The organism is Arcicella lustrica (assembly GCF_034930985.1).
In the GTDB taxonomy this organism is placed as follows: Bacteria; Bacteroidota; Bacteroidia; order Cytophagales; family Spirosomataceae; genus Arcicella; species Arcicella lustrica.
On sequence record NZ_JAYGIM010000015.1, the window covers coordinates 13,434 to 35,949 of the forward strand.

Below are 22,516 nucleotides of genomic sequence, written 5' to 3' on the forward strand. Positions count from 1 at the left end.
ATATTTAAATGGAAAATTTAAAACAAATTATTGAAAACGCTTGGGAAAACCCTAGTTTAAGAGCTTCTGATGAGACCAAAAAAGCTATTGAATCAATAGTTGAGAAAGTAGATAAGGGAGAGTTAAGAACGGCTAATCCTAACGAAGATGGTACTTGGACAGTTAATGAATGGGTAAAGAAAGCGATAGTAATGTATTTCCCAATTCGTCAAATGGAGGTTCAAGAAGTTGGTATTTTTGAGTTTCATGACAAAATGAAATTAAAAAACAATTATGCTAATTTAGGCGTTCGTGTTGTACCACCAGCAGTAGCAAGATATGGAGCCTTTTTAGCAAAAGGTGTTATTATGATGCCGTGTTATGTAAACATCGGTGCTTATGTAGATTCTGGAACAATGGTTGATACTTGGGCTACAGTAGGTAGTTGTGCGCAAATCGGTAAAGATGTTCACTTGAGTGGTGGCGTTGGAATTGGTGGCGTTTTAGAGCCACCTCAGGCATCTCCAGTAATTATTGAGGATGGTGCATTCATTGGCTCACGTTGTATTGTAGTAGAAGGTGCTAGAATTGGTAAACGTGCTGTATTAGGTGCAGGTGTGACTATTACTGGTAGCTCTAAAATCATAGATGTTACAGGTCCAGAACCAATTGAATATATTGGTTTCGTGCCAGAAAATAGCGTGGTAATTCCTGGAAGTCTTACTAAGAAATTTGCTGCTGGAGAATACAATGTTCCTTGTGCACTTATCATTGGTAAACGAAAAGAAAGTACAGACCTTAAAACGTCTTTAAACCAAGCTTTAAGAGAAAATAATGTAGTGGTTTAAAATTACCTTTACTAATAAGCAAAAAAGTCGTGATAATTCACGACTTTTTTGCTTATATCAACATACATTAGAGTAAATCGAAATATATACTTATATTTCATTTGAGTTGTTTTAACAGAGATATTAGCGATTAACTGAATATTCATTCTATTCGAAACAAATAAATATAAAATCAGATGATTAACGATGTAGCTCCTTTACAATTAGGAAAATATAATAGACTTCAAGTCATCAAGGAATTAGACTTCGGCTTATACCTAGATGGCTTTGAAGGAGAAGAAATTTTAATACCAAGAGTCTATGTTCCAGAAGGTACAGAAATAGGACAATTTTTAGATGTCTTTATTTACAGAGATTCAGAAGATAGACTTATTGCAACTACCTTAAAACCTTTTGTAACGGTAGGAGAATTTGCTTATTTGAAAGTAAAAGATGTGAGTAAATTAGGTGTATTTCTTGACTGGGGGTTGATGAAAGACTTATTCGTTCCATTCGGCGAGCAGCTTTCTAAAATGGCAGTAGGCAGGTCTTATTTAGTGTATATATACATTGATGAAGAGACTCAAAGAATTGTAGCATCTGCTAAAATTGATAAATTTCTTCCTGAAGTTGACCCAATATTTAATGAAAGAGATGAAGTAGAATTACTTCCTTATGAATATACAGAACTTGGAATAAAAGCTCTGATTAACAAATGTAAAATAGGGGTAATATACAAAAACGAAGCATTTAGAAATGTCAATCTTGGTGAATTTACAATTGGATACATCAAGAAAATAAGAGATGATGGAAAGATAGATTTAGCCCTTGGAAAAATAGGATTTGATAGGATTGACAATCTTAAACAAGTCATTTTATCATCCTTGCATGCACAGAAAGGCTTTTTACCTTACAACGATAAAACTGACGCTGAGGTTATTTATAGCAATTTACAAATGTCAAAAAAGGATTTCAAGAAAGCGATTGGGGGTTTATACAAAGATAAAGTGATTTCAATACAAGACAATGGAATTTACATTATTCAATCTGAGTAATTGTATATAGTTTACATTTGTTTTTACCAGTTTTACATTATAAATTTACAATATTATACATACAAATGTAAATTTCACACATGTAACATGGATTTAAATAAAAAGATTGAACAAATAATAATAGACAAGGGTTTGTCTCCTAGCTATTTTGCTGATGCCATTGGTATTCAAAGAAGCAGTATTTCTCATATCCTTTCTGGAAGAAATAAGCCAAGTTTAGACATTGTACAAAGGATTTTAAAGGTATTTCCTGATATAGATAGAGATTGGCTTCTTTTTGACAATGAATTACCCAATATCAATACAATACAAAATAGCAATCAAATAGCTAATTCTCAGCCGATTAGACAGCATCCAAATAGAGAGGCAAAGCCCTCAGAATCAATTAAAAATGTTACTCCTGAGCAATTGTATGTACAAACACCTGTAAACGCCCTACAAAGGCGCAAAACTGAGCGTCCTGAGATTGAAGCACCAGCTCCATCTGGGAAGCAAATTGAAAGGATTGTAATCTTTTATACTGATGGAACTTTCATGGAAAGCAAGCCTGTTTAAAATAGGTCATAATTGTATTTTTTTAAGATATATAAAATGAATATTTATCGAAAAATAGGAGATATCAACTTCATTTTGAAATATAACTTTTAATAATTAGATAGGATAGAGCTCAATTTTATGCTTTATTTTATGTTAATTTCTAAAAATCAGGATATAGTTTTAGTTAAAAGAGATAGGTTCTTAAAATCAAAAATAACGCAAACTAAAGAATTCAAAAATTAAAAAAGTTTTCTATTTTTCTAAAACCAGATTTTATTTTTAAGATATATATTAAAGCAGAATAGAAATTTTTATTTTCGATTTTCTATCCGACACCATCGTTGTTTTGCTACAAATATTTATCTATTATCTGTAGCAAATCGTTTCACGAAATATAAAACAAAACATATAATCAATTGATAATCAATACAATAAGACCAAGTGTTCCACGTGAATTTATAAGTGCCTGAAAATTAGATACTTATAAATTCATTAGTAAAACTAAGGAATAATGCCTCATATTGAGGAGTAATATCATTTCATTTTTCATTAAACATTATCATTTTAAACATGCAAAGTATCGATTCTCTTAATCAAGTAGCTGAATTTCATCGTACATTCAAAGCTCCAATTCTTGATACGCCACAAATTCCTTCTATAGAACGATGTAATTTAAGAGTAAGCCTTATCGCTGAAGAGCTAAAAGAATTACAAGAAGCAATTGAAGCTAATGACATTGTAGAAATTGCTGATGCTCTCTGTGATATTCAATACGTCCTTTCTGGAGCTGTGTTAGAATTTGGGCTTGGAAATAAATTTGTTGAATTATTTAATGAAGTACAAAGATCTAATATGTCTAAGGCTTGTAATACTTATGAAGAAGCTGAAGAAACTGTAAAATTCTATTTTGAAAAAGACGGTACTTTGGCTGAAATCGTTAAAGATGGCGATAAATTTTTAGTCTATAGAATTTCAGATAATAAAGTACTCAAATCTGTAAAATATTCTCCTGCAGATTTAGAGAGCATAATTACAGCATAATTAAACTTTCTGTCTTGAATATATAGCCGCTTTAGAATTAAATATTCAAGACAGAAGCATTCATTTAAATATTTATGGAATTCTCAGCGCTTACCAAAAAACAATTACAAATCTCAGAACAAGTATAACTTCCTTATTATCAACACGAAAGGAAAGTGCTTTCTTTCGTAACTCATCATAATTCACCTTAATATTCTGCATTAATTTATTAAATTTAAATGTTACATAATTTACATTATGTTAAATAAAACATTTAAAAGGAAAAAGGTTTATATTTCCACTCATAAAGACAAAATAAAAGGCCTCAGATTTCTGAGGCCTTTTATTTATTTCAAAATTAGCTTTTACTATTCTCCTAAAGCTTTAAGCTTATCTTCCATTTTCAAAATTTGGTATAAGCTTCTCAAACTTGATTTCAAATCGTCTTCTTGTTTGATTGAATACGCTTTCTCAAAATATGGTAAAGCTTCTCTGAATTTCTTGTCTGCTTGCTCTTCGATTTTCTTACCTTCAGTCTTATAAGCAGCCATATCTAACAAATCAACTTTTTTCTTAATCTCTACAGCTTCATTAAAGCTCATTACGCCTAAATTGAAGTTAACATCGTAGTTATTAGGATCTAAGTCTAATGATTTCTTGTAGAAGTTTAAAGCAGATTCTTTCGCTTCTTTTTGTTTTGCTTCTAAATCAGCTAATTTTTTATTTACTTCTTCTACATTTACTCCACTTGATGCTTGTTTAGCAGCCTCTTCATTAAGCTTAGTTAATTCAGCTTTTTGTTCATTTTGCATTTCCTTTACTGATGCAATTTGTTTTTTTGAAGCCGCTGCACTCTTAGGATCTTTTTTGATTTTGTCAGTCAAACGCTTAATTTCTTCGTCATAAGCTCCTACTTTATCCTTTTGTGCTTGAATTTTTTTCTTTAAAGCATCTACATTATTATCAGCTAAAGTTTCTCTTAACGAGCGGATTTCTGGAGCAAATTCTTGAGCTTTGTTTTCATAAAGAATCCCTAAGTTTAATACTTCTTGTGGGTTGCTATTTCCTTTAGCTACTGAACTTTCAAGTTCTTTGATGGCTAAATCAATCTTTTTGAATGATAAAAGTAAATTGATTTTCTCTGACTTTAAATCTTTGTTATTTGGATGAAGAGCAATCCCTTTTTCTAATGTTGAAATTGCTTTTTCTTCATTTTTTTCGTTTCTATAAATCTGAGCTAAAGCATAAACCATTGCAGGGTCCTTCCCTCCTAGTTCTAGGAATTTTTCAAATCCTGCTTTGGCAGCTGCATCATCTTTCGCCATTTGACCAATCACACCTGTGTACATCGCTGCAGTTGTATCTTTAGGGCTAATTTCAGATGCCATTTGCAAATCTTTTACAGCACCAGTAAAATTTTTAGCTTGATATTTAGCAATACCACCATTCATGAAAGCACTAAATGTTTTTTGTCCTTCAATTTCTGGCTTTCCGTCTTTTGCATAAGTAAGTAAAAGATATTTTTTAGCTGCAATACCAGCTGCTCCATCTTTTTCTAAGGCGATTGCTTTTTTGAAATACTCTACAGCTTTGTAAGCTGCTAAAGGTTCTCCTTTTGTCAACACTGAATCTTGAGAATTGGCAAGGTCTAAATATGCTTCTCCACGAGTCAACCAAGTTTTAGCTTTTGCCGAATCTTTCTTAGTAACAGCCGCATCAGCTTTCTTTACCGCATCGGAAATAGTTTTACGATTAGCCTCAACCATAAGTTTGTCCATTTGAGCAGAGGCTGCTCCTGCTGTCATCAGTATTGCGAAAAGAGCAAGTGTGATTTTTTTCATTGTTCTGTTTGGAAATGGTTTCTATTTATTAAATTATTGAAAAAGTAAAATCGCATTTTACTGCGATTTTACAAACGGTACTCTCTTAAAATAGCTATTCTTGGGTTACTTCACCTTCAGTAGATGCTGTATCTACATCTGCTTCTGGCGTAATATCTGTAACGATTTCTTCTTCTGGATCTTTAACAATTTTTGTTACAGAAGAGATTTCATCTGATTCATTTTTCAAACGAATCAATTTAACACCTTGGGTATTTCTGCCCATTACACGTAAATCGGCTACAGCAATTCGGATTAAAATACCTGATTTTGTAATAATCATTAAATCATTATTGTCAGTTACTTCTTTAATTGCTACCAAGTTACCTGTTTTGTCAGTTAAATTGAGTGCCTTCACTCCTTTTCCGCCACGGTTTGTTAAACGATAATCTTCAACATCAGAACGTTTACCGAAACCTTTTTCAGAGACTACCAACAACTGTTGTGTTTCTGGGTCTTCAATACATACCATACCAATTGCTTTTTCGTCTTGCTTCTCTTCGTCAAGCCAAATACCTTTAACACCGGCAGCAGAACGACCCATCGGACGAACACGTGATTCTTCAAAACGAACCGAACGACCAGTGTTTGTTGCAATGATAATATGATTATTTCCGTTTGTTAACGATACATCTAATAATCTATCATTTTCTCTAATCGTAATAGCAATGATACCATTCTGACGTGGACGAGAATAAGCTTCTAATGTTGTTTTCTTAATCGTTCCATCCTCAGTACACATTACAATAAAGTTATTATTGATGTAATCTGGATCTGTAAGCGATTTGACATTGATTACTGCACGGATTGAATCACCACTTTCAATATTCATTAAATTTTGAACTGGTCTTCCTTTTGCAGTTTTTTGTCCTTCAGGAACAGCATATACTCTTAACCAGAAACATTTTCCACTTTCAGTAAAGAAGAGTAACCAATTGTGCATGGTTGCTGTGAATAGATGTTCTGTATAATCGCTATCTTTTGTAGCTACTGCACGAGAACCTACTCCTCCCCTTCCTTGCGCTTTGTATTCGCTGATTGGAGTACGCTTGATATAACCTTGATTCGAAACAGTAATTAACATTTCCTCATCAGCAATCATATCTTCAATCGAGAATTCATCATCTGTCATGTTGATTTGCGTGCGACGAGCATCACCGTAACGTTCTTTAATTTCAATCAATTCGTCTTTGATGATTTGCAACTGACGTTCTGGTCTATCCAAAATATCTTGTAAATCTTCCATCAAACGTTTAATTTCTTCATATTCAGCCAAAATCTTGTCACGCTCCATACCAGTAAGGCGTTGAAGACGCATTTCAAGAATTGCTTTTGATTGAATCTCAGAAAGATTAAACTGTTCCATCAAACCAAGTTGAGCCGTATGTGGGTCACGTGATTCACGGATGAGTTTAATAACAGCATCTAAGTTATCAAGGGCAATAATAAAGCCTTCTAAAATATGTGCTCTTTTTTGGGCTTCTCTTAAATCGTATTGAGTACGACGAATCACTACTTCGTTTCTGTGTTCTACGAAATAATGAATTAAGTCTTTTAATGTAAGCGTATAAGGACGACCTTTTACCAAACAAACATTATTAACTGAAAACGAAGATTGTAATGCCGTTTGTTTGTAAAGATTGTTCAAAATTACATTTGGAACAGCATCTCTTTTCAAATCAAAAACGATACGCATACCGTCACGGTCAGATTCATCTCTGATTTCAGAAATTCCTTCAATTTTCTTTTCATTCACCAAATCAGCACATTGTTTAATCAATGATGCTTTATTGACCATGTAAGGAATTTCAGAAACAATAATTTGTTCTTTTCCAGTTTTTGATGTCTCAAAAGTAGCATTTCCACGCACTACGATTCTTCCTCTACCCGTAGCAAAAGCATTTTTAATACCTGAAACACCATAAATAGTACCTCCGGTTGGAAAATCTGGAGCTTTGATGTACTGCATCAAGCCTTCAATAGTAATATCTCTATCATCAATGTAGGCAATAATTCCTTCAACTACTTCTGTTAAGTTATGAGGTGCCATGTTGGTGGCCATCCCTACTGCAATACCAGAAGTACCATTTAATAATAAATTAGGAATTTTTGAAGGAAGTACCGTTGGTTCTTGAAGAGAATCATCGAAGTTATTTTGGAAATCGACTGTATCTTTATTGAGGTCTCCTAAAAGCTCTTCAGCTATTCTTTTTAATCTAGCTTCAGTATAACGCATCGCCGCAGGTGAATCGCCATCAACAGAACCAAAGTTTCCTTGACCATCAACGAGTGGATACCTTAACGACCATTCCTGAGCCATTCTCACCATGGTGTCATATACTGAGGAGTCACCATGTGGGTGAAATTTCCCCATTACCTCACCAACAATACGAGCTGACTTTTTATAAGCTTTGTTGTAATTCACACCTAATTCATCCATCCCAAAAAGTACTCGGCGGTGAACAGGTTTTAATCCATCACGGACATCTGGTAAGGCACGAGACACAATAACTGACATTGAATAGTCAATGTAAGCACCACGCATTTCGTCCTCAATGTTAATCGAAATAATGTTACTATGTTGTTCTGACATATAAATAAGGTTTGGTTGAAGGGACTTACGTACCTTTTTTGATTTTTCTCAATAACAAAATCAATTGGTATAATTTTAAGTACCCTTAAAATGCCATTTTATACAAATTTCGTGAAATTTTAATGGTTTTGCAAATTTGAGAGGGACGAGAATACAAGCTTTATGAGAAGATTATCCAAACTTGATTGAATTATAATTCACTGCAAATTGATTCCATCAAAATCGTGACTAAGTTGACAATAAAATACTTTTGTGATGATTTTTTTATTAAAAAAAATATTGTCAAATAAAATTCAAAACTTCTTTTGTAGTTTTACCAAAACTATCCTCAACTATGAAAAATCTATTACTTCGTACTCTCACTTTTGTTGTCCTTTGCCTTTTTACTAGTTTTTCAGCAAATTGTTATCCTACAAAAAACGTTATTCTTAATAATCACAACTACATTGCTGAAACGAGTGAAAAAACTTATTATTATGAAGTACTTCAGCAAAGTAATCAAGCATCTCAAGAAATTCCCCCGCAAGCAATAAAAGTTTTGAAATTTGTTCGAGAAAATGGACGTCCGCTAAATGGTTATGTAGGAGGTAGAAAATTTGGGAATTATGAAGGCTTACTCCCTAAAAAAAATCAGTACGATCAAAATATTCATTATCAAGAGTGGGATATTTACCCGAAAATTGAAGGTAAAAACAGAGGTGCCGAAAGATTAGTAACTGGTTCCGACAAAAAAGCCTATTATACTAAAAATCATTATCAATCATTTGTTGAAATAAAATAATGCAATGGCAAATTATTACATTTTAAAAGAAACATATACTCAAACATCTCAAAACAATATTTTAGTAGCTATTATAGATGGTGAAAAAGCTGATACTGCTGAAGCTTTCTATAAAATTCTGGGGGATGCTCTTCGTTTTCCTGATTATTTCAATCATAATATGGATTCGTTTGATGAGCTAATTAATGATTTAGATTGGCTTGACGAAAATGATATTCGTATTGTTTTCAAAAATTATGACAACTTTCTGGAAGAAGAGAATGATGAGATTAGAGAAATTATCTTGACAGTGCTAGATGATGCTGCCGAAGAATGGAAACGCAACGACAACACAAAGGTTTTAAATATTTATATTGAACCTTCTGAATTGGCGGAAGACGATTTAGAAACTTTAGGAATTAGTTATATCGACTGAAAAATGTATTTGGGAAAAATGTACAACAAAAAGAGCTAAATGTACATTTACTCAGTAAATGAATTGAAGTAAATTTGTCTCATAAACTTAAATAAAAAAAATCATGCAAATCAAAAGAAGTGCTACTGCCCAATGGATTGGCGCAGGTAAAGATGGTAAAGGTACATTAACAAGTCCAAGTGGTGTTTTGAGTAACACACAATACTCTTTTAATACTCGCTTTGAAGATGGAATTGGTACTAATCCAGAAGAATTAGTTGCGGCAGCTCATGCAGGATGTTTTTCTATGCAATTAGCGTTCAATTTACAAGGTGCTGGTTTTGTGGCAGATGTTATTGATACAAGCTCACAAGTAATTTTAGAAAATGGCGCCATCAACGAAATCAAATTAACAACTTCTGTTAAAGCCGCAGGTTTGACGCAAGATAAATTTGAAGAATTGGTAAATCATGCAAAAGTGAATTGTCCAATTTCAAAACTTTTTAACGCAACAATCAGCTTGGATGCTACATTGCTTTAAAAATAACAAAGCCCGAAGAAATCAATATTTACTTCGGGCTTAATTATTTTTATGCTATTTTAATCGTTGAGAAGATTCTCTGACAATTAATTGGGTTTTCAATATTTGTATTTCCGGCTTAAAAGTACCAGCAGCATCTTCTATTTCATCAATTAATAAAGAGGTTGCGTTTCTTCCGATATCCAAAGTAGGTTGAGCAACACTAGATAAAGTCGGTGTGATAACAGTACAAATTGGCTCGTCGTTAAAACTTACTACCGCTACTTCATCAGGAATTTTAATATTTCGTGCTTTTAAAGCCGAAATTGCACCTACAGCCAAACGGTCACTCACAACAATTAATCCGTCTGGTCTATTTTCAAGATTTAATAGATGATGCGTAATTGCTACTGCCTTAGACAAAGCATACTCCCCATGAAGAATCAGCTCATCTTCTACTAGCATTCCATGATCTTTTAAAGCATTTCCGTAACCTTCCAATCTTTGATTACTCACAGTAACACTCTGTGGACCAGCTAAAAAAGCAATTCTTTTACAGCCATTATCAATTAAATGTTTGGTGGCTTCATAAGCGGCACCAACATTATCAACCATCACTTTAGAAACATCAAGTTCTTGAGCATCTCTATCAAAAAAAACGAGAGGAATACCTTTTCTTTGCAAGCGTTTTAGATGATCTAAATCCACAGTTTCCTGAGAAAGTGAAATGATAAAACCTTCTACTTGACCTCTCGATAAATTTTGGACATTGATGAGTTCTCTTTCATACAGCTCGCTTGTTTGCGTTAAAAGTAAGCTATATCCACGAGCAATCGCCTCAGCCTCAATACCTTTTATTACAGAAGCAAAAAAATGATAAGCCAAATCAGGTACAATTACGCCAATGGTTTTAGTTCTACTCTTTACCAAACTTGTTGCCAAGATATTGGGCTGATAATCCCACTCTTTTGCTAATTGCAAAACTGCCTGACGAGTTTCTGGTTTTATTTCTGGCATGTCACGCAAAGCACGAGAAATTGTTGCCACTGAAACATTCAAATGGCGAGCTAAATCTTTAATCGTTACTTGATGTGCCATAAATTTATTTTATCCTTTCAGCGTTACTTTTGCTCTTGTACAAACACCTCCGATAGGTGGATTAAACTTTGATACTGAAACTTCTATTAATTCTACTTTTGGATAGCGGTTTCGAACACTTTTAATAATTAATTGGGCTATGTGTTCTAATAATTTTGCTTTTATTTTCATTACTCCTGAAATGATTTCATACACATCTCCATAATTCACTGTATCGCTAAGTTTATCATTTTCAGCAGCTTCAGAGAAATCAGTTGTAATAGCAATATCTATTTGATATCGATTCCCAATTTTTTGTTCTTCAGCATATACTCCATGATATGCAAAAAACTCAATGCCTTCAAGGGCAATTATTCCCATTGTTTTCTTATTTCAAAATACTTCTTAAAGTATTAATTTAATTTCAAAAAACTACAAATCATCAAAAAAAGAACCGCCACCGTTTGAGATTCCACTTGAATTATCTTTCCCAAATTCCTCCATGACAGATGAAACCGTTGGGAGTCCATCATCTTTACCTGGTTTTCTTGGTTTTACTTTTATGGTTCTCATTTCTCTTACCAATTCGTCTGCTTTGGCATTAAAAATAACTTGGTCTTGCTTTTCTAATATTTTATGTACTTCAGGCAATTCTTCATTTTCATCATCAAAATCATTGGCAGGTTCAAAAAGAATTTCTGTTTCATTTTTTGATTCTTCAGCCTTAGCAAATAAAGGTGCATTTTCTATAAACACTTCTTCCTTAACTGGAATTGTCGGTATTTGTTTTGTTGGCTCTTCTACAACACTACTTTTTACTTCATTTGAAGGCGAAACAGAAGAAACAGATTTTTCAACAACATTTTCAATTTTCTGAAAAGTAGTCCTTGAACTTAGATTATCTTCAAATTTTGCAACTTTTTCTAAAGTATCATTAGCAAAACGTTTAAGTTCAACAACTAAAAACTCTTTGTATTTTTCCATTGCTTTGAAGTCACGTTCATAATTTTTTAAATCATTCACGGCTTCTTCTACCAAAAACTTAGCTTTATTTTCTGCATCAGAAACAATCATTTTAGCATTTTTCCGTGCTTCATTCAATATTTCTTCTGCTTCAATTCTAGCATTTTCTTTAAGTTGCTCTACTTCACTCTGAGCTTTAACATTAATTTGGTCTTGAGCTTCCTCAGCAGCTTTCAATGTTTTAAAGAGACTATTTTCAATCTCTTTCATTCTAACAATTTCACGTTCAGCTACTTCTAGTTTTTGTTTTGATTGGCGCATATCATCACCAACACGTTCCCATTCTTGCGAAAGCGAAAGTAAAAAAGCTTCAACTGATTCTGTATCGTAACCTCTAAAGCTTTTATCAAAAGTATGTTTTCTTATTTCTAATGGAGTAATTCTCATTTTCTTAATTGTTTAATTTGGTCGCAAAATGCTTGGCTTCTAAAAAAAGACTCATTCTAGCTTTTCAATCCCCAAACAGCTATTTGTTTGTCGTCGGAGGCAGAAATCAACTGATTTTCGTAAGTACTCCAAAATAGTTTATTTACCGATGTCCCATGTCCAGCATGTCTGGCTCTATCAATTACTTTCAATAATTTAAAGTTAATCGCATCCCAAATCTTAATGGATTTATCCATGCTACAAGTTGCAAAAAAATCACCAGTTGGGTGGTAGGTAATATGGTTAATTGCAAAAAGGTGTGCTACAATATTCTCTTTTAATTGATATTTTTGAGCAACATCCCAAACCTTCAAATGAGCATCTCTTCCTGTAGTTAATAAATATTTTTTATCTGGTGAATAACAAACGGAAAAGATTGAATTTGAATGTTCATTTATCACTAATTTCAATGAAAAATCCTGCAAATCAAAGATTTTTACAGAAAAATCACTGTATCCTACTGCAAATTCATTTGTTTTTTCATTTATATCTATACTTCTAACACTTTTCTCAGAAGCTTTTAAATGCTTTTTTACACTAAAAGTATCGACATCCATTACAACGATTATGCCATCAGATAAACCGATTAAAGCTATGTTTTCATGTATTTTAATATCGAATATAGAAGCTGAAGTAATTTTTAAAGATTTTATTTCTTTTTTGTGTACAACATCTATGAGATGAATGCCATCAAAATTTTGCCCTACCCAAAGTTGATTTCTCTGTTTATCCAAACAAATTGCATAAACAGAAGCAGGAACTTGTGCGATTAATTCTCCTAAATCTGGCTTTTGTAAATTCCATCTTACCACAAGTCCGTCGCCACCCGCCGAAAAAAACTCTGTAGCATCTGCACTACCTTCAAGCGTATAAACACAGTCACGATGACCAGAAAATGTATCTATTCTATCAACTTGCATAAGTAGTGTTTAAAATTTTAAATCTTTATTTAAGCAAAAATAGTTTATTTTGCGTCTAATGACAACAATCAAAGCTGCTTAAGCTCTTCAAGAGTTTGTATTGCTTTGAATTACAGGATAGTTAAATGGCAATAATTTTTTGTAAAAATATTTCTGAAAAAAGTATATTAACTCTTTGGAAAATTGAAGAGACAATCTCATTCTATTTGGAGTATCTTGGGATTAATGAAAAAGACTTAATCAGTCTTTCAAATGTGAGCCATCCTACCAAACAATTAGAATGGTTAGCCAGCAGAACTTGTGCAAAACACACAATGGAATTGTTTGATTTAAACTATCATGGCATTGGTAAAGATTCATTCAAAAACCCGTATCTCATTAATAATCATACTGCGTACATTTCGCTAACACATACCAATGAGTATGCTGCTGTGGTAATTAGTTTAGACGAAGAAGTAGGAATTGATTTAGAAAGAATTTCAGATAAACTAAGTAGAGTTGCACACAAATTTCTGAGCACTTCAGAACTTGAACATTCAGAAAATGATTTACTAAAACTTTGTATTTACTGGTGTGCAAAGGAAAGTTTATATAAATGGTATGGGAAAAAGAATTTATCCCTCAAAGAAAATATTTATATTGAGCCTTTTGAAGAAAAGCCAAGTAGGTTAAAGGGCGAAATTTTTATTGAAGGTCAACTAAAAACAGAACACCAGCTTTTTGTGATTTACTTCGATGATTATGTGTTGACAGTCACTTAAAGAATGATTAATTGTGAGTTGTGAATTTGAATATCAACGTACTGCACTTGTATTCATACACAATACCATTTATTTTAAATAGAATACTTAATTTGTTGCTCAAATCAATGTTTGAGCAACAAATTTTTACTTCATCATTTCTTTCAGTGCTTTTTCGATTTCTTGTACTTTATCGTCATCTCCTACTTTTTCAAAAGCCAAAGTCAGGTTTCTGAGTACTCGTCTGATAATATCCAAATTGCTACAAGGTTGATAAAAAATATCATTTTGAGCTATATTTAGCTGAGAAATATAATTGTCAATATCAACTTTGCTAAAAACTAAACCTCTATTAAAAACATTGACATAAAATTGCATTTGTTCAGATTTGTAAGTCAAAATAAACAAATTAGGAAGATTTACTCCCCAAACAGGCAATCTTAGTTTTTGGGCAATCAATAAATAAATCACACAGAGTGAAATAGGATTTCCTTTTTTTGATTCCATCACTACATTCAACATTGAATTGGAAGCTGAGTGAAAATGTTTGGTATTGGCACCAAATTTCAACTTCCCAAAAATCACAGAATTTAGCGTTTTGATTTGATCCATCGGGTGCATATTATCCCTAATTTCTAACCAAACCTCATAATAAATCTGTTGTAAATCTTGACGTAGTTTTTCAATAGAAAGCTCAGGATATTGATAAGTAGCGATTGCCCACATTCCCTCTAATAAATCTTCCGCACCATTTTCTTTCCAAGTAACTAATCTTGAAAAAAAGGCTTCATATTGTAAATCATGAATTAAATCTTCAATTTTTTTCTGGGTATAAGGGCTCAAAGAAGATTCCTCCCAACGGTCTTCTAAAAACGGAATTACCGACCCACCCAAAGATCTAATTTTATTTTCTACAAGATTTAATACTTCGTTATCATCGTCCTCTAATAAGGAAACCAAAGCCTTAATTTCTGATTGCTTCATATTGTCACGTTTAAATTGATTAAAAATAACATTTCTTATTCAAAAGTGCAAATTTGGGCTTCAGGTTCTTTTTTAATGATAATTCTTATTTAAAAAGCAATTATATATTTTTTGTTTTAGAAAGGCTTTATGCTAAATTTGTTTTTCACAACCTCATACTTATTATCAATTGGTGCAGAATATTTTGTACAAGCGATAATAACTTGACTTAACTCTTCCTTTTTTCTGGATTCACTTAAAATATGAAAATTTTAGTAACAGGTGGTGCAGGCTTTATTGGGTCTCACACAGTAGTTGAACTTCACAATGCTGGATACGAAACTGTCCTCGTTGACAATTTTTCAAACTCTGAAAAAAGTGCCATTACTGGCATCGAAACAATCATCGGTCAATCCGTTACTTTGTATGAAGGAGATATTTCTGAAGCAGCTACATGGGATACATTATTCACTGAACAAAAAATTGATGGAATTATTCACTTTGCTGCGAATAAAGCCGTTGGTGAATCGGTAGCAAATCCTTTGAAATATTACAAAAACAATATTTCAGCAACAGTTCTGATGCTTCAAAAAATGTTGGAATATGGTGTGCAAAACTTAGTTTTTTCTTCTTCATGTACAGTTTACGGACAACCCGACACTTTACCAGTAACAGAAAATTCAGCCGTACAACCAGCAATGTCTCCTTACGGAAACACCAAACAAGTTTGCGAAGAAATCATTAAAGATACGGTGATTAGTGAAAAGAACTTTCATGCTATTTCACTAAGATACTTTAATCCAATTGGGGCTCACGAAAGTGTTTTGATTGGTGAATTACCACTTGGCGTTCCAGCTAATCTTGTACCTTTCTTAACTCAAAGTGTTGCAGGATTAAGAGGAGCATTAGCAGTTTTTGGCGATGATTACCCAACACCAGATGGAACTGCAGTTCGTGACTATATTCACGTAGTTGATTTAGCAAAAGCACACGTTTCGGCACTGGATTTATTGTTGAAACAACCTGAAGGACAATATTATGATTTCTTCAATATTGGAACAGGAACAGGCAGTTCAGTTTTGGATGTAATCAATGCTTTTGAAGCTGCAACTGGTTTAAAAGTTGATTATAGTATCAAACCAAGACGTGATGGTGATGTTGTAGCTGTTTATGCAGATTGCACAAAATCTAATGAAATTTTAGGTTGGAAAACTGAAAAAACGTTAACAGATGCCTTAGGCGATGCTTGGAACTGGCAGAAAAAGCTAATTGAAAAATAAGGAATAACCATTTACTTACAAAATACTTGTTTATGAAGAAACTATTAATCACGGGCGGAGCAGGTTTTATTGGCTCACATGTTGTCAGACTATTTGTTACAAAATATCCCGATTATCAAATTTTCAATTTGGATAAATTGACTTATGCTGGGAATTTGGAGAATTTAAGAGATATTGAAAATCAATCTAATTATACTTTTGTAAAAGGCGATATTGTTGATGCTAGTTTTATCGACGCTTTATTTGCTGAACATCAGTTTGATGGGGTTATTCACTTAGCTGCTGAATCTCATGTTGACCGTTCAATCTCTGAACCAATGGCTTTTGTCATGACCAATGTTGTAGGTACTTGTAATTTATTGAACGCTGCAAAAAATACTTGGAAAGCATTAGGTTATGAAGGAAAGCGTTTTTACCATGTTTCTACGGATGAGGTTTATGGAGAATTACACAATCCAGAAGATTTCTTTACAGAAACAACTCCTTATGACCCTCGTTCTCCTTATTCTGCTTCAAAAGCTTCGTCTGACCACTTTGTAAGAGCTTATGGTAATACTTATAAATTACCTGTTGTGATTACAAACTGCTCTAATAACTACGGGCCAAATCATTTCCCTGAGAAATTATTACCTTTAATGATTCACAATATCTTGAACAATAAACCTTTACCTGTTTATGGAAAAGGCGAAAATGTAAGAGATTGGTTGTTTGTTGTTGACCATGCTAGAGCAATTGATACAGTTTTCCATGACGGAGTACTAGGCGAAACGTATAATATTGGTGGTTTTAACGAATGGAAAAATATTGACATCGTTATGTTGGTTTGTAAAACGATGGACAGTAAACTTGGAAGACCAGAAGGTACTTCTGAACAGTTAATCACTTACGTGACTGACCGTGCTGGACATGATTTGAGATACGCCATTGATGCTACAAAAATCATGAACGAATTAGGTTGGAAACCATCTTTACAATTTGAAGAAGGACTTGAGAAAACCGTAGATTGGTTTTTAAACAACCAAGAATGGCTTGATAATGTTACTTCGGGAAATTATCAGAAATATTACGATTCAATGTACACAAACCGATAAACCAAGAAAAAATGAAAGGAATTATTTTAGCTGGTGGTTCGGGGACTCGTCTTCATCCACTAACCTTAGCTGTAAGTAAACAATTAATGCCTGTTTACGACAAACCAATGATTTATTATCCGCTTTCAATTCTGATGTTGGCGGGCATCAAAGAAATCTTAATTATTTCTACTCCTCACGATTTACCACATTTCAAAAAGCTTTTGGGAGATGGTTCGCAAGTGGGTTGTAGATTTGAATATGCAGAACAACCTTTACCAAACGGATTAGCTCAGGCTTTTGTAATTGGAGAAGAGTTTATCGGTGATGATAAAGTAGCCTTAGTTTTAGGAGATAATATTTTCTACGGAAGTGGATTAAGTAAATTACTTCAAGCCAACAACGACCCAGAAGGTGGCGTAGTGTATGCCTACCAAGTCCATGACCCAGAAAGATATGGAGTAGTAGAATTTGATGATGATTTCAATGTACTTTCCATTGAAGAAAAGCCAGTTGAGCCAAAATCTAATTATGCAGTACCTGGTTTATATTTCTATGATAACTCAGTGGTTGAAATTGCTAAAAACATAGCACCTTCACCAAGAGGAGAATATGAAATTACAGATGTTAACAAGGAGTATTTGAAACAAGGGAAACTAAAAGTTGGAGTATTGAACAGAGGAACAGCTTGGTTAGACACTGGAACTTTTGAGTCATTAATGCAAGCAGGACAATTTGTACAAGTCATTGAAGAAAGACAAGGATTAAAAGTAGGTTGTATCGAAGAAGTAGCTTACAGAATGGGATTCATCAATGAAGAACAACTCAGAAAAGTAGCAGAACCACTGGTGAAAAGTGGATATGGTAAGTATCTTTTAGGTTTGTTGAAATAAAAATAATAAAAGCCATTTTGGAGTAATATCTGAAGTGGCTTTTTTCTTAAAAGATAAATCCCAATATCAACCCACCTAAGAAAATAAAAAAGCTTGGTATCTTAGTAAATTGTAAGATTAAAAACGTAGCAATTACGGTTACCATACCAACAATGTCTACTTGCTTGACCATTGGAACAATGAAAGTGACGGCTGCTGCTAAAGTCAATCCAATCGAAGTGGCATTTATTCCGTCCAAAGAGGCTCTGATTCCTCTGTATTGTTTTAGTTGTCCCCAGATTCTATACACAAAAAATATCAAAAAAGTACCGGGCAAAAAAATACCTGCAGCTCCAACAGCACTTCCTAATAATTGTTCCCACCAAGTACCTTCTTTCATTACTAAAGTTCCTAAATAAGAAGTAAATGCAAAGACTGGTCCGGGCAAGGCTTGGGAAAGTGCCATCCCAGTCAAAAAATCATCGGCTCTTACTAATTCTTTAAATTCCACAAATTCAGTATAAAGAATTGGTGCTAGTACTTGTCCTCCGCCAAAAACTAAACTACCATTTCGATAAAAGTTTTCAAACAATCGAATAGGTTCATAATCTGTAAAATGCCCAAGTAATGCTAAACACAATAAAAAAATCCAAAACAAATTAAAGTTAGCCCAAGGAATAACCATTTTATGTTTTGTTTGATGAGGATAATCTTTATAATTAAATGCTGTAAATGTCCCCCCAATTATCAATGAGATAGGAAAAACCCAGGGCGACTGAAAATAGAATGCAAAGCCAGCGGCAAGTATCATCAAAATTATTCCAGAAACATTTTTAATAACTTTATGTCCTAATACAAAACCTGCATGAATAATAAAGGCTACTCCTATCGGTTGTATAAACCTAATGATATTTCTATTCTGAAGATAAGTCATTCCAAAAGCGGCGGCAGTCATTACTGTAACCGCTGGAGTAATCCAAACAAGTAAAGTCAGATATGCTAAATTTGGCCCACCGATTTTGTAACCTAATGCAGTAATTGTTTGTGTAGAAGTAGGTCCGGGAAGAAATCCACATAATGCTTGAAGTTCAAGTAATTCAGCTTCTGTGAGATAATTTCTTTTCTTTACAAAACGGTCAATAAACATTGCCAAATGTACTTGTGGTCCTCCAAAAGAAGTACAAGCAAGAATCAGAACGTCTTGGAGAAAGATGAGTCTTCTGATTTTTTTCATTTGGATAATAAATAGCTTTTATAAATTAAAAAACAAATCCATGAGATATTCTATAATCTCATGGATTCTATATAAATAACAAAATTACTTCTTTAAGCCTAATTCAATTAGTCTTTCATTCAAAAACTCCCCTGCTGTCATATCAACATACATTTTTGGATGATTTGCATCAACACAAGATTCCAGACAAGTAAGATTCATTTCTGAGCGAGGGTGCATAAAGAAAGGAATAGAGAAACGTGAAGTACCCAATTTTTCTTTAGGTGGGTTTACCACACGATGAATCGTTGATTTTAATTTATGGTTTGTCAGCCTATCTAACATATCACCTACGTTTACCACAACATAATCTGGTAAAGAAGTAATCGGAATCCAAACACCATCGGCTCTTAGAACTTCTAGTCCCTCCGCTGAAGCACCCATCAGTAAAGTAATCAAATTAATATCTCCATGTGCAGCAGCTCTCACAGCTCCTTCTGGTAATGCTTCAGGATTAAGAATCGGGAAATAATGAATCGCTCTTAAAATCGAGTTCCCATGTTTTACTTTTTCTTCAAAATAATCTTCTGGTAATTCTAAATACAAAGCAATGGCCTTTAATAAGGTCTTACCCGCATTTTCTAACGTTTTGTAGGTATGAAGTGTATATTCTTCAAAATCTGGTTGCTCTTTTGGAAAAACATTATCTGGGTATTCTTCCCAAATTGGGTCACCATCATCAATTTTTGGCTGACCAACGTGATAAAATTCTTTTAAATCTGGTACTTTAGAACCTTTAGCTGTTTCTTTCCCTTTACTAATATAACCTCTTTGTCCAGCAATTCCTTCAATGGCATATTGCATTTTTAATTCATCTGGAGAAAAGAAAAACTTCTGAACATTATCATAAAGTTTTTCAGTATCATCATTGGTTAAACCATGATTTTTAATGGCTACAAAACCAATATTATTAAAAGCAGCTCCTAAATCTTGTACAAATTTTTCTTTACGTTCGGGATTATCCGAAAGAAAATCTGCTAAATCAAGTGATGGAATTGTGTCGAGAAGTGTTTCAGAATTCATGTTAGTAAATGTTATTTATCAAATTTCACGATGGTTTTTAAAAATGATAAACGTTTTCAAGCTTTCAAATTAGGTTCTGTACATAAAGTATGCACAGAACCTAAAATATTATTTAATGATGTTTTCAAAATTCTTTGAAACCGCATCCCAATTTACAACATTCCAAAATGCAGTAATGTAATCCGCACGTTTGTTTTGATATTTTAAGTAATATGCGTGTTCCCAAACATCTAATCCTAAAATTGGAGAACCTTTCTTTTCAGCAACATCCATCAAAGGGTTGTCTTGATTTGGAGTTGAACTAATCACTAACTTTTTGTCTTGAACAATTAACCAAGCCCAACCAGAACCAAAACGAGTAGTTCCAGCTTTCGCAAATTCTTCTTTGAATTTATCAAACGAACCAAAAGTTTTGTTGATTTCTTCTAACAATTCTCCTTTAGGTGTTCCTCCGCCTTTAGGAGACATCACATTCCAGAAAAAAGTATGGTTCCAATGTCCACCTGCATTATTTCTAATAGCAGCTGGAGCTTTGCCTGCTTCTTTTAAAATATCCCATAAAGACAATTTTTCGTAAGGAGTTCCTACAATCGCTTTGTTAAGGTTATCTACATAAGCCTTGTGATGACGCCCATGATGAATTTCCATCGTCAATTTATCAATACTTGGTTCTAAGCTTTCAGGAGCATAAGGCAATGCTGCTAATGAAAAAGGAGCTGATTCTAAAACAACTTCATCCAAAGTAAGCTTTGGTAATTTATCGTTATAACTTCTTCTTAATGAAAAACTAAATGAATTTAAACCAGACAAAGCAAAAGCCGATGCCAAAGTTGTCTTTAAGAAATTTTTACGGTTCATTGGAGATTTTGTTTGAAATGTTAATGAAATCTAATTTTCCTTTTTAAATAATTCAAGATTATTTTCAGGAGTAATTCGATTCGGTTCTTTTGGAGAAATAATTATTAAATGATGATTAATATCTGTTGTTGGCTGAACAACTGGCATTTTTGACATTTGAGCCAAATCTGGCTTTACAATAATTAAATTATCAATATTTTCTACAGATTTTTTAATTTCAGCTAAACCGATTGGCTTTTGTGGAAATCGTTTTAAGTTGTTCTTCTGCTGATACGAATGTAAGTAATCTTTCATCATTGGAGATAACAACGATAAGGCAGATGAATCTGACGGTGCTTTTAACAAGATTTGGCTTTTAACAAACGTAGGGATAATAGCCAAAAGAACAATAATTGAGATTTTTTTCATGATTAACAGGTTTTACAAATTTTATCATTAAGTTTTACTCATATACAATTCTGCTTACGATGCTTCTTCCTAACGTTATTTCATCTGCATATTCCAAATCTCCACCGATAGGTATTCCTCTAGCAATCGTTGTAATTTTTACATTAAGAGATTTAAGCCTCTTTGTAAGATAGAACGCTGTAGTATCTCCTTCCATTGTAGGACTAAGTCCTAAAATAATTTCTTTTATCGCTGCATCGGTATTTTGTTTCTCTGCAATACGATTAAGTAATGAATCTATATTCAAATCTCCCGGGCCAATTCCTTCTAATGGTGAAATGATTCCTCCTAAAACATGATAGAGTCCACGGAATTGAGAAGTGTTTTCTATCGCTAGTACATCTCTGGTATCTTCAACTATACAAAGTACAGATTCATCTCTTTTAGGATTGGTACAGATTCCACAAAGGGTATCATCTGAAATATTATGACATTGGCGACAATACTGTGTTTTTGTTCTCATAGCCGTTAAGGCTTCAGAAAGATGGAGTGTCTGCTTTTCATCTCTTTTTAATAGATGTAAAGCCATTCTCAATGCTGTCTTTTTTCCAATGCCTGGTAATTTTGAGATTTCTTCAACAGCATTCTCTATGAGTTTGGATGGATAATTCAAGGGTTTTGGGAATGTTGATTTTGAAGTAATTGAATAATTATACTGAAAAAGTTCACTTATTGAACCTCCGCTGCAATGCCACGACGGCAAATATCATTTCTCATCGGAGCGAGTTCTTCAAAAGTACCTTTTTTTACAGCACATTTACCCTTGAAATGAATCAATAATGTACATTGTTCTGCTTGTTCAGCCGAATGTCCACACACATCTATAAGTGTTTCAATCACAAAATCGAATGTATTTACTTCGTCGTTAAACACTACAAGATCATATTGATCTACACCAACAACTTCTTCTAATACATCAACTTCTTCTTCGAATTGTTCAAATGGTTGCATTTGTAAA

Annotated in this window: 24 protein-coding genes; 11 read left to right on the top strand and 13 right to left on the bottom strand. The window is 33.3% G+C overall.

From position 1 onward, the window contains the following. Positions 1 to 8 precede the first annotated feature (8 nt). The 4 genes from VB798_RS18630 (at position 9) to VB798_RS18645 (ending at position 3,439) form a co-directional block, all read left to right on the top strand. Positions 9 to 827, top strand: a complete 819-nt coding sequence (locus VB798_RS18630) for a 2,3,4,5-tetrahydropyridine-2,6-dicarboxylate N-succinyltransferase (protein ID WP_323261110.1) — start codon at positions 9 to 11, stop codon at positions 825 to 827. Between the two features lie 176 nt (positions 828 to 1,003). After that, positions 1,004 to 1,861: a CvfB family protein gene (locus VB798_RS18635; RefSeq protein WP_323261112.1), complete on the top strand. Its 858-nt coding sequence runs from the start codon at positions 1,004 to 1,006 to the stop codon at positions 1,859 to 1,861. A gap of 87 nt (positions 1,862 to 1,948) precedes the next feature. Further along, positions 1,949 to 2,416 carry a helix-turn-helix transcriptional regulator gene (locus VB798_RS18640; RefSeq protein ID WP_323261114.1) on the top strand — a complete coding sequence of 156 codons (468 nt, stop codon included), beginning with the start codon at positions 1,949 to 1,951 and terminating at the stop codon, positions 2,414 to 2,416. 552 nt (positions 2,417 to 2,968) lie between these two features. Next, complete coding sequence (locus VB798_RS18645) at positions 2,969 to 3,439, top strand: nucleoside triphosphate pyrophosphohydrolase family protein (RefSeq protein ID WP_323261116.1); 471 nt, start codon at positions 2,969 to 2,971, stop codon at positions 3,437 to 3,439. Positions 3,440 to 3,786: 347 nt separating this feature from the next. Here VB798_RS18645 and VB798_RS18650 read toward each other — a convergent pair whose 3' ends face one another. Both VB798_RS18650 and gyrA read right to left on the bottom strand, forming a co-directional pair. Further along, positions 3,787 to 5,259, bottom strand: a complete 1,473-nt coding sequence (locus VB798_RS18650; RefSeq protein WP_323261118.1) for a tetratricopeptide repeat protein — start codon at positions 5,257 to 5,259, stop codon at positions 3,787 to 3,789. Positions 5,260 to 5,353: 94 nt separating this feature from the next. Continuing rightward, the gene (gene gyrA, locus VB798_RS18655) at positions 5,354 to 7,891 is read right to left on the bottom strand and encodes a DNA gyrase subunit A (RefSeq protein ID WP_323261120.1); all 2,538 of its coding nucleotides are present in this window, start codon (positions 7,889 to 7,891) and stop codon (positions 5,354 to 5,356) included. 334 nt (positions 7,892 to 8,225) lie between these two features. Between gyrA and VB798_RS18660 the strand changes: the two genes are divergently transcribed. The 3 genes from VB798_RS18660 (at position 8,226) to VB798_RS18670 (ending at position 9,607) form a co-directional block, all read left to right on the top strand. Next, positions 8,226 to 8,672 carry a ribonuclease domain-containing protein gene (locus VB798_RS18660; RefSeq protein WP_323261122.1) on the top strand — a complete coding sequence of 149 codons (447 nt, stop codon included), beginning with the start codon at positions 8,226 to 8,228 and terminating at the stop codon, positions 8,670 to 8,672. A gap of 4 nt (positions 8,673 to 8,676) precedes the next feature. Continuing rightward, entirely contained in the window at positions 8,677 to 9,087 is a 411-nt protein-coding gene (locus VB798_RS18665; RefSeq protein WP_323261124.1) for a barstar family protein, read from the top strand. 103 nt (positions 9,088 to 9,190) lie between these two features. After that, positions 9,191 to 9,607, top strand: a complete 417-nt coding sequence (locus VB798_RS18670; RefSeq protein WP_323261126.1) for an OsmC family protein — start codon at positions 9,191 to 9,193, stop codon at positions 9,605 to 9,607. A gap of 54 nt (positions 9,608 to 9,661) precedes the next feature. Here the strand turns inward: VB798_RS18670 and VB798_RS18675 are convergent, their stop codons facing one another. Genes VB798_RS18675 through VB798_RS18690 form a run of 4 tightly spaced genes read right to left on the bottom strand, consistent with a single transcriptional unit; the run spans position 9,662 to position 13,032 of the window. After that, positions 9,662 to 10,684, bottom strand: a complete 1,023-nt coding sequence (locus VB798_RS18675) for a LacI family DNA-binding transcriptional regulator (protein ID WP_323261129.1) — start codon at positions 10,682 to 10,684, stop codon at positions 9,662 to 9,664. 9 nt (positions 10,685 to 10,693) lie between these two features. Continuing rightward, positions 10,694 to 11,044 carry a dihydroneopterin aldolase gene (folB, locus tag VB798_RS18680; RefSeq protein WP_184135812.1) on the bottom strand — a complete coding sequence of 117 codons (351 nt, stop codon included), beginning with the start codon at positions 11,042 to 11,044 and terminating at the stop codon, positions 10,694 to 10,696. 51 nt (positions 11,045 to 11,095) lie between these two features. After that, on the bottom strand, positions 11,096 to 12,073 hold the full coding sequence (locus VB798_RS18685) for a DivIVA domain-containing protein (protein ID WP_323261131.1): 978 nt from the start codon (positions 12,071 to 12,073) through the stop codon (positions 11,096 to 11,098). A gap of 56 nt (positions 12,074 to 12,129) precedes the next feature. After that, a complete protein-coding gene (locus VB798_RS18690; protein WP_323261133.1) occupies positions 12,130 to 13,032 on the bottom strand; it encodes a WD40 repeat domain-containing protein in 903 nt (300 codons plus the stop codon). 125 nt (positions 13,033 to 13,157) lie between these two features. Here VB798_RS18690 and VB798_RS18695 point away from each other — a divergent pair, with 125 nt between their 5' ends. Then, positions 13,158 to 13,793 (top strand): 4'-phosphopantetheinyl transferase family protein, encoded by a 636-nt coding sequence (locus VB798_RS18695; RefSeq protein WP_323261135.1) that lies wholly within the window; start codon positions 13,158 to 13,160, stop codon positions 13,791 to 13,793. 126 nt (positions 13,794 to 13,919) lie between these two features. Here the strand turns inward: VB798_RS18695 and VB798_RS18700 are convergent, their stop codons facing one another. Beyond that, positions 13,920 to 14,756 (bottom strand): transglutaminase-like domain-containing protein, encoded by an 837-nt coding sequence (locus tag VB798_RS18700; RefSeq protein ID WP_323261137.1) that lies wholly within the window; start codon positions 14,754 to 14,756, stop codon positions 13,920 to 13,922. 242 nt (positions 14,757 to 14,998) lie between these two features. On the opposite strand from VB798_RS18700, the gene galE reads away from it, so the two are divergent. Genes galE through rfbA form a run of 3 tightly spaced genes read left to right on the top strand, consistent with a single transcriptional unit; the run spans position 14,999 to position 17,978 of the window. Continuing rightward, positions 14,999 to 16,015 carry a UDP-glucose 4-epimerase GalE gene (gene galE, locus VB798_RS18705; protein WP_323261139.1) on the top strand — a complete coding sequence of 339 codons (1,017 nt, stop codon included), beginning with the start codon at positions 14,999 to 15,001 and terminating at the stop codon, positions 16,013 to 16,015. 32 nt (positions 16,016 to 16,047) lie between these two features. Further along, positions 16,048 to 17,106 carry a dTDP-glucose 4,6-dehydratase gene (gene rfbB, locus VB798_RS18710; protein WP_323261141.1) on the top strand — a complete coding sequence of 353 codons (1,059 nt, stop codon included), beginning with the start codon at positions 16,048 to 16,050 and terminating at the stop codon, positions 17,104 to 17,106. A gap of 11 nt (positions 17,107 to 17,117) precedes the next feature. Further along, entirely contained in the window at positions 17,118 to 17,978 is an 861-nt protein-coding gene (gene rfbA / locus VB798_RS18715) for a glucose-1-phosphate thymidylyltransferase RfbA (protein WP_323261143.1), read from the top strand. A gap of 46 nt (positions 17,979 to 18,024) precedes the next feature. Here the strand turns inward: rfbA and chrA are convergent, their stop codons facing one another. The 6 genes from chrA to VB798_RS18745 form a co-directional block, all read right to left on the bottom strand. Further along, positions 18,025 to 19,191, bottom strand: coding sequence for a chromate efflux transporter (gene chrA / locus VB798_RS18720; protein WP_323261145.1), 1,167 nt, complete (start codon positions 19,189 to 19,191; stop codon positions 18,025 to 18,027). A gap of 84 nt (positions 19,192 to 19,275) precedes the next feature. Then, entirely contained in the window at positions 19,276 to 20,253 is a 978-nt protein-coding gene (locus tag VB798_RS18725) for an isopenicillin N synthase family dioxygenase (protein WP_323261147.1), read from the bottom strand. Positions 20,254 to 20,361: 108 nt separating this feature from the next. Then, positions 20,362 to 21,111, bottom strand: coding sequence for a superoxide dismutase (locus VB798_RS18730; RefSeq protein ID WP_323261149.1), 750 nt, complete (start codon positions 21,109 to 21,111; stop codon positions 20,362 to 20,364). A 30-nt stretch (positions 21,112 to 21,141) separates the two neighbouring features. Continuing rightward, a complete protein-coding gene (locus VB798_RS18735; protein WP_323261151.1) occupies positions 21,142 to 21,519 on the bottom strand; it encodes a hypothetical protein in 378 nt (125 codons plus the stop codon). 34 nt (positions 21,520 to 21,553) lie between these two features. Further along, entirely contained in the window at positions 21,554 to 22,171 is a 618-nt protein-coding gene (gene recR / locus VB798_RS18740) for a recombination mediator RecR (RefSeq protein WP_323261153.1), read from the bottom strand. A gap of 56 nt (positions 22,172 to 22,227) precedes the next feature. After that, positions 22,228 to 22,509 (bottom strand): ATP-dependent Clp protease adaptor ClpS, encoded by a 282-nt coding sequence (locus tag VB798_RS18745; RefSeq protein ID WP_323261155.1) that lies wholly within the window; start codon positions 22,507 to 22,509, stop codon positions 22,228 to 22,230. Between the last annotated feature and the right edge of the window lie 7 nt (positions 22,510 to 22,516).

Coding starts and splice junctions, on each gene's coding strand:
- VB798_RS18630 (WP_323261110.1), top strand. CDS start 9: ATGGAAAATTTAAAACAAATTATTGAAAACGCTTGGGAAAACCCTAGT.
- VB798_RS18635 (WP_323261112.1), top strand. CDS start 1,004: ATGATTAACGATGTAGCTCCTTTACAATTAGGAAAATATAATAGACTT.
- VB798_RS18640 (WP_323261114.1), top strand. CDS start 1,949: ATGGATTTAAATAAAAAGATTGAACAAATAATAATAGACAAGGGTTTG.
- VB798_RS18645 (WP_323261116.1), top strand. CDS start 2,969: ATGCAAAGTATCGATTCTCTTAATCAAGTAGCTGAATTTCATCGTACA.
- VB798_RS18650 (WP_323261118.1), bottom strand. CDS start 5,259: ATGAAAAAAATCACACTTGCTCTTTTCGCAATACTGATGACAGCAGGA.
- gyrA (WP_323261120.1), bottom strand. CDS start 7,891: ATGTCAGAACAACATAGTAACATTATTTCGATTAACATTGAGGACGAA.
- VB798_RS18660 (WP_323261122.1), top strand. CDS start 8,226: ATGAAAAATCTATTACTTCGTACTCTCACTTTTGTTGTCCTTTGCCTT.
- VB798_RS18665 (WP_323261124.1), top strand. CDS start 8,677: ATGGCAAATTATTACATTTTAAAAGAAACATATACTCAAACATCTCAA.
- VB798_RS18670 (WP_323261126.1), top strand. CDS start 9,191: ATGCAAATCAAAAGAAGTGCTACTGCCCAATGGATTGGCGCAGGTAAA.
- VB798_RS18675 (WP_323261129.1), bottom strand. CDS start 10,684: ATGGCACATCAAGTAACGATTAAAGATTTAGCTCGCCATTTGAATGTT.
- folB (WP_184135812.1), bottom strand. CDS start 11,044: ATGGGAATAATTGCCCTTGAAGGCATTGAGTTTTTTGCATATCATGGA.
- VB798_RS18685 (WP_323261131.1), bottom strand. CDS start 12,073: ATGAGAATTACTCCATTAGAAATAAGAAAACATACTTTTGATAAAAGC.
- VB798_RS18690 (WP_323261133.1), bottom strand. CDS start 13,032: ATGCAAGTTGATAGAATAGATACATTTTCTGGTCATCGTGACTGTGTT.
- VB798_RS18695 (WP_323261135.1), top strand. CDS start 13,158: ATGGCAATAATTTTTTGTAAAAATATTTCTGAAAAAAGTATATTAACT.
- VB798_RS18700 (WP_323261137.1), bottom strand. CDS start 14,756: ATGAAGCAATCAGAAATTAAGGCTTTGGTTTCCTTATTAGAGGACGAT.
- galE (WP_323261139.1), top strand. CDS start 14,999: ATGAAAATTTTAGTAACAGGTGGTGCAGGCTTTATTGGGTCTCACACA.
- rfbB (WP_323261141.1), top strand. CDS start 16,048: ATGAAGAAACTATTAATCACGGGCGGAGCAGGTTTTATTGGCTCACAT.
- rfbA (WP_323261143.1), top strand. CDS start 17,118: ATGAAAGGAATTATTTTAGCTGGTGGTTCGGGGACTCGTCTTCATCCA.
- chrA (WP_323261145.1), bottom strand. CDS start 19,191: ATGAAAAAAATCAGAAGACTCATCTTTCTCCAAGACGTTCTGATTCTT.
- VB798_RS18725 (WP_323261147.1), bottom strand. CDS start 20,253: ATGAATTCTGAAACACTTCTCGACACAATTCCATCACTTGATTTAGCA.
- VB798_RS18730 (WP_323261149.1), bottom strand. CDS start 21,111: ATGAACCGTAAAAATTTCTTAAAGACAACTTTGGCATCGGCTTTTGCT.
- VB798_RS18735 (WP_323261151.1), bottom strand. CDS start 21,519: ATGAAAAAAATCTCAATTATTGTTCTTTTGGCTATTATCCCTACGTTT.
- VB798_RS18745 (WP_323261155.1), bottom strand. CDS start 22,509: ATGCAACCATTTGAACAATTCGAAGAAGAAGTTGATGTATTAGAAGAA.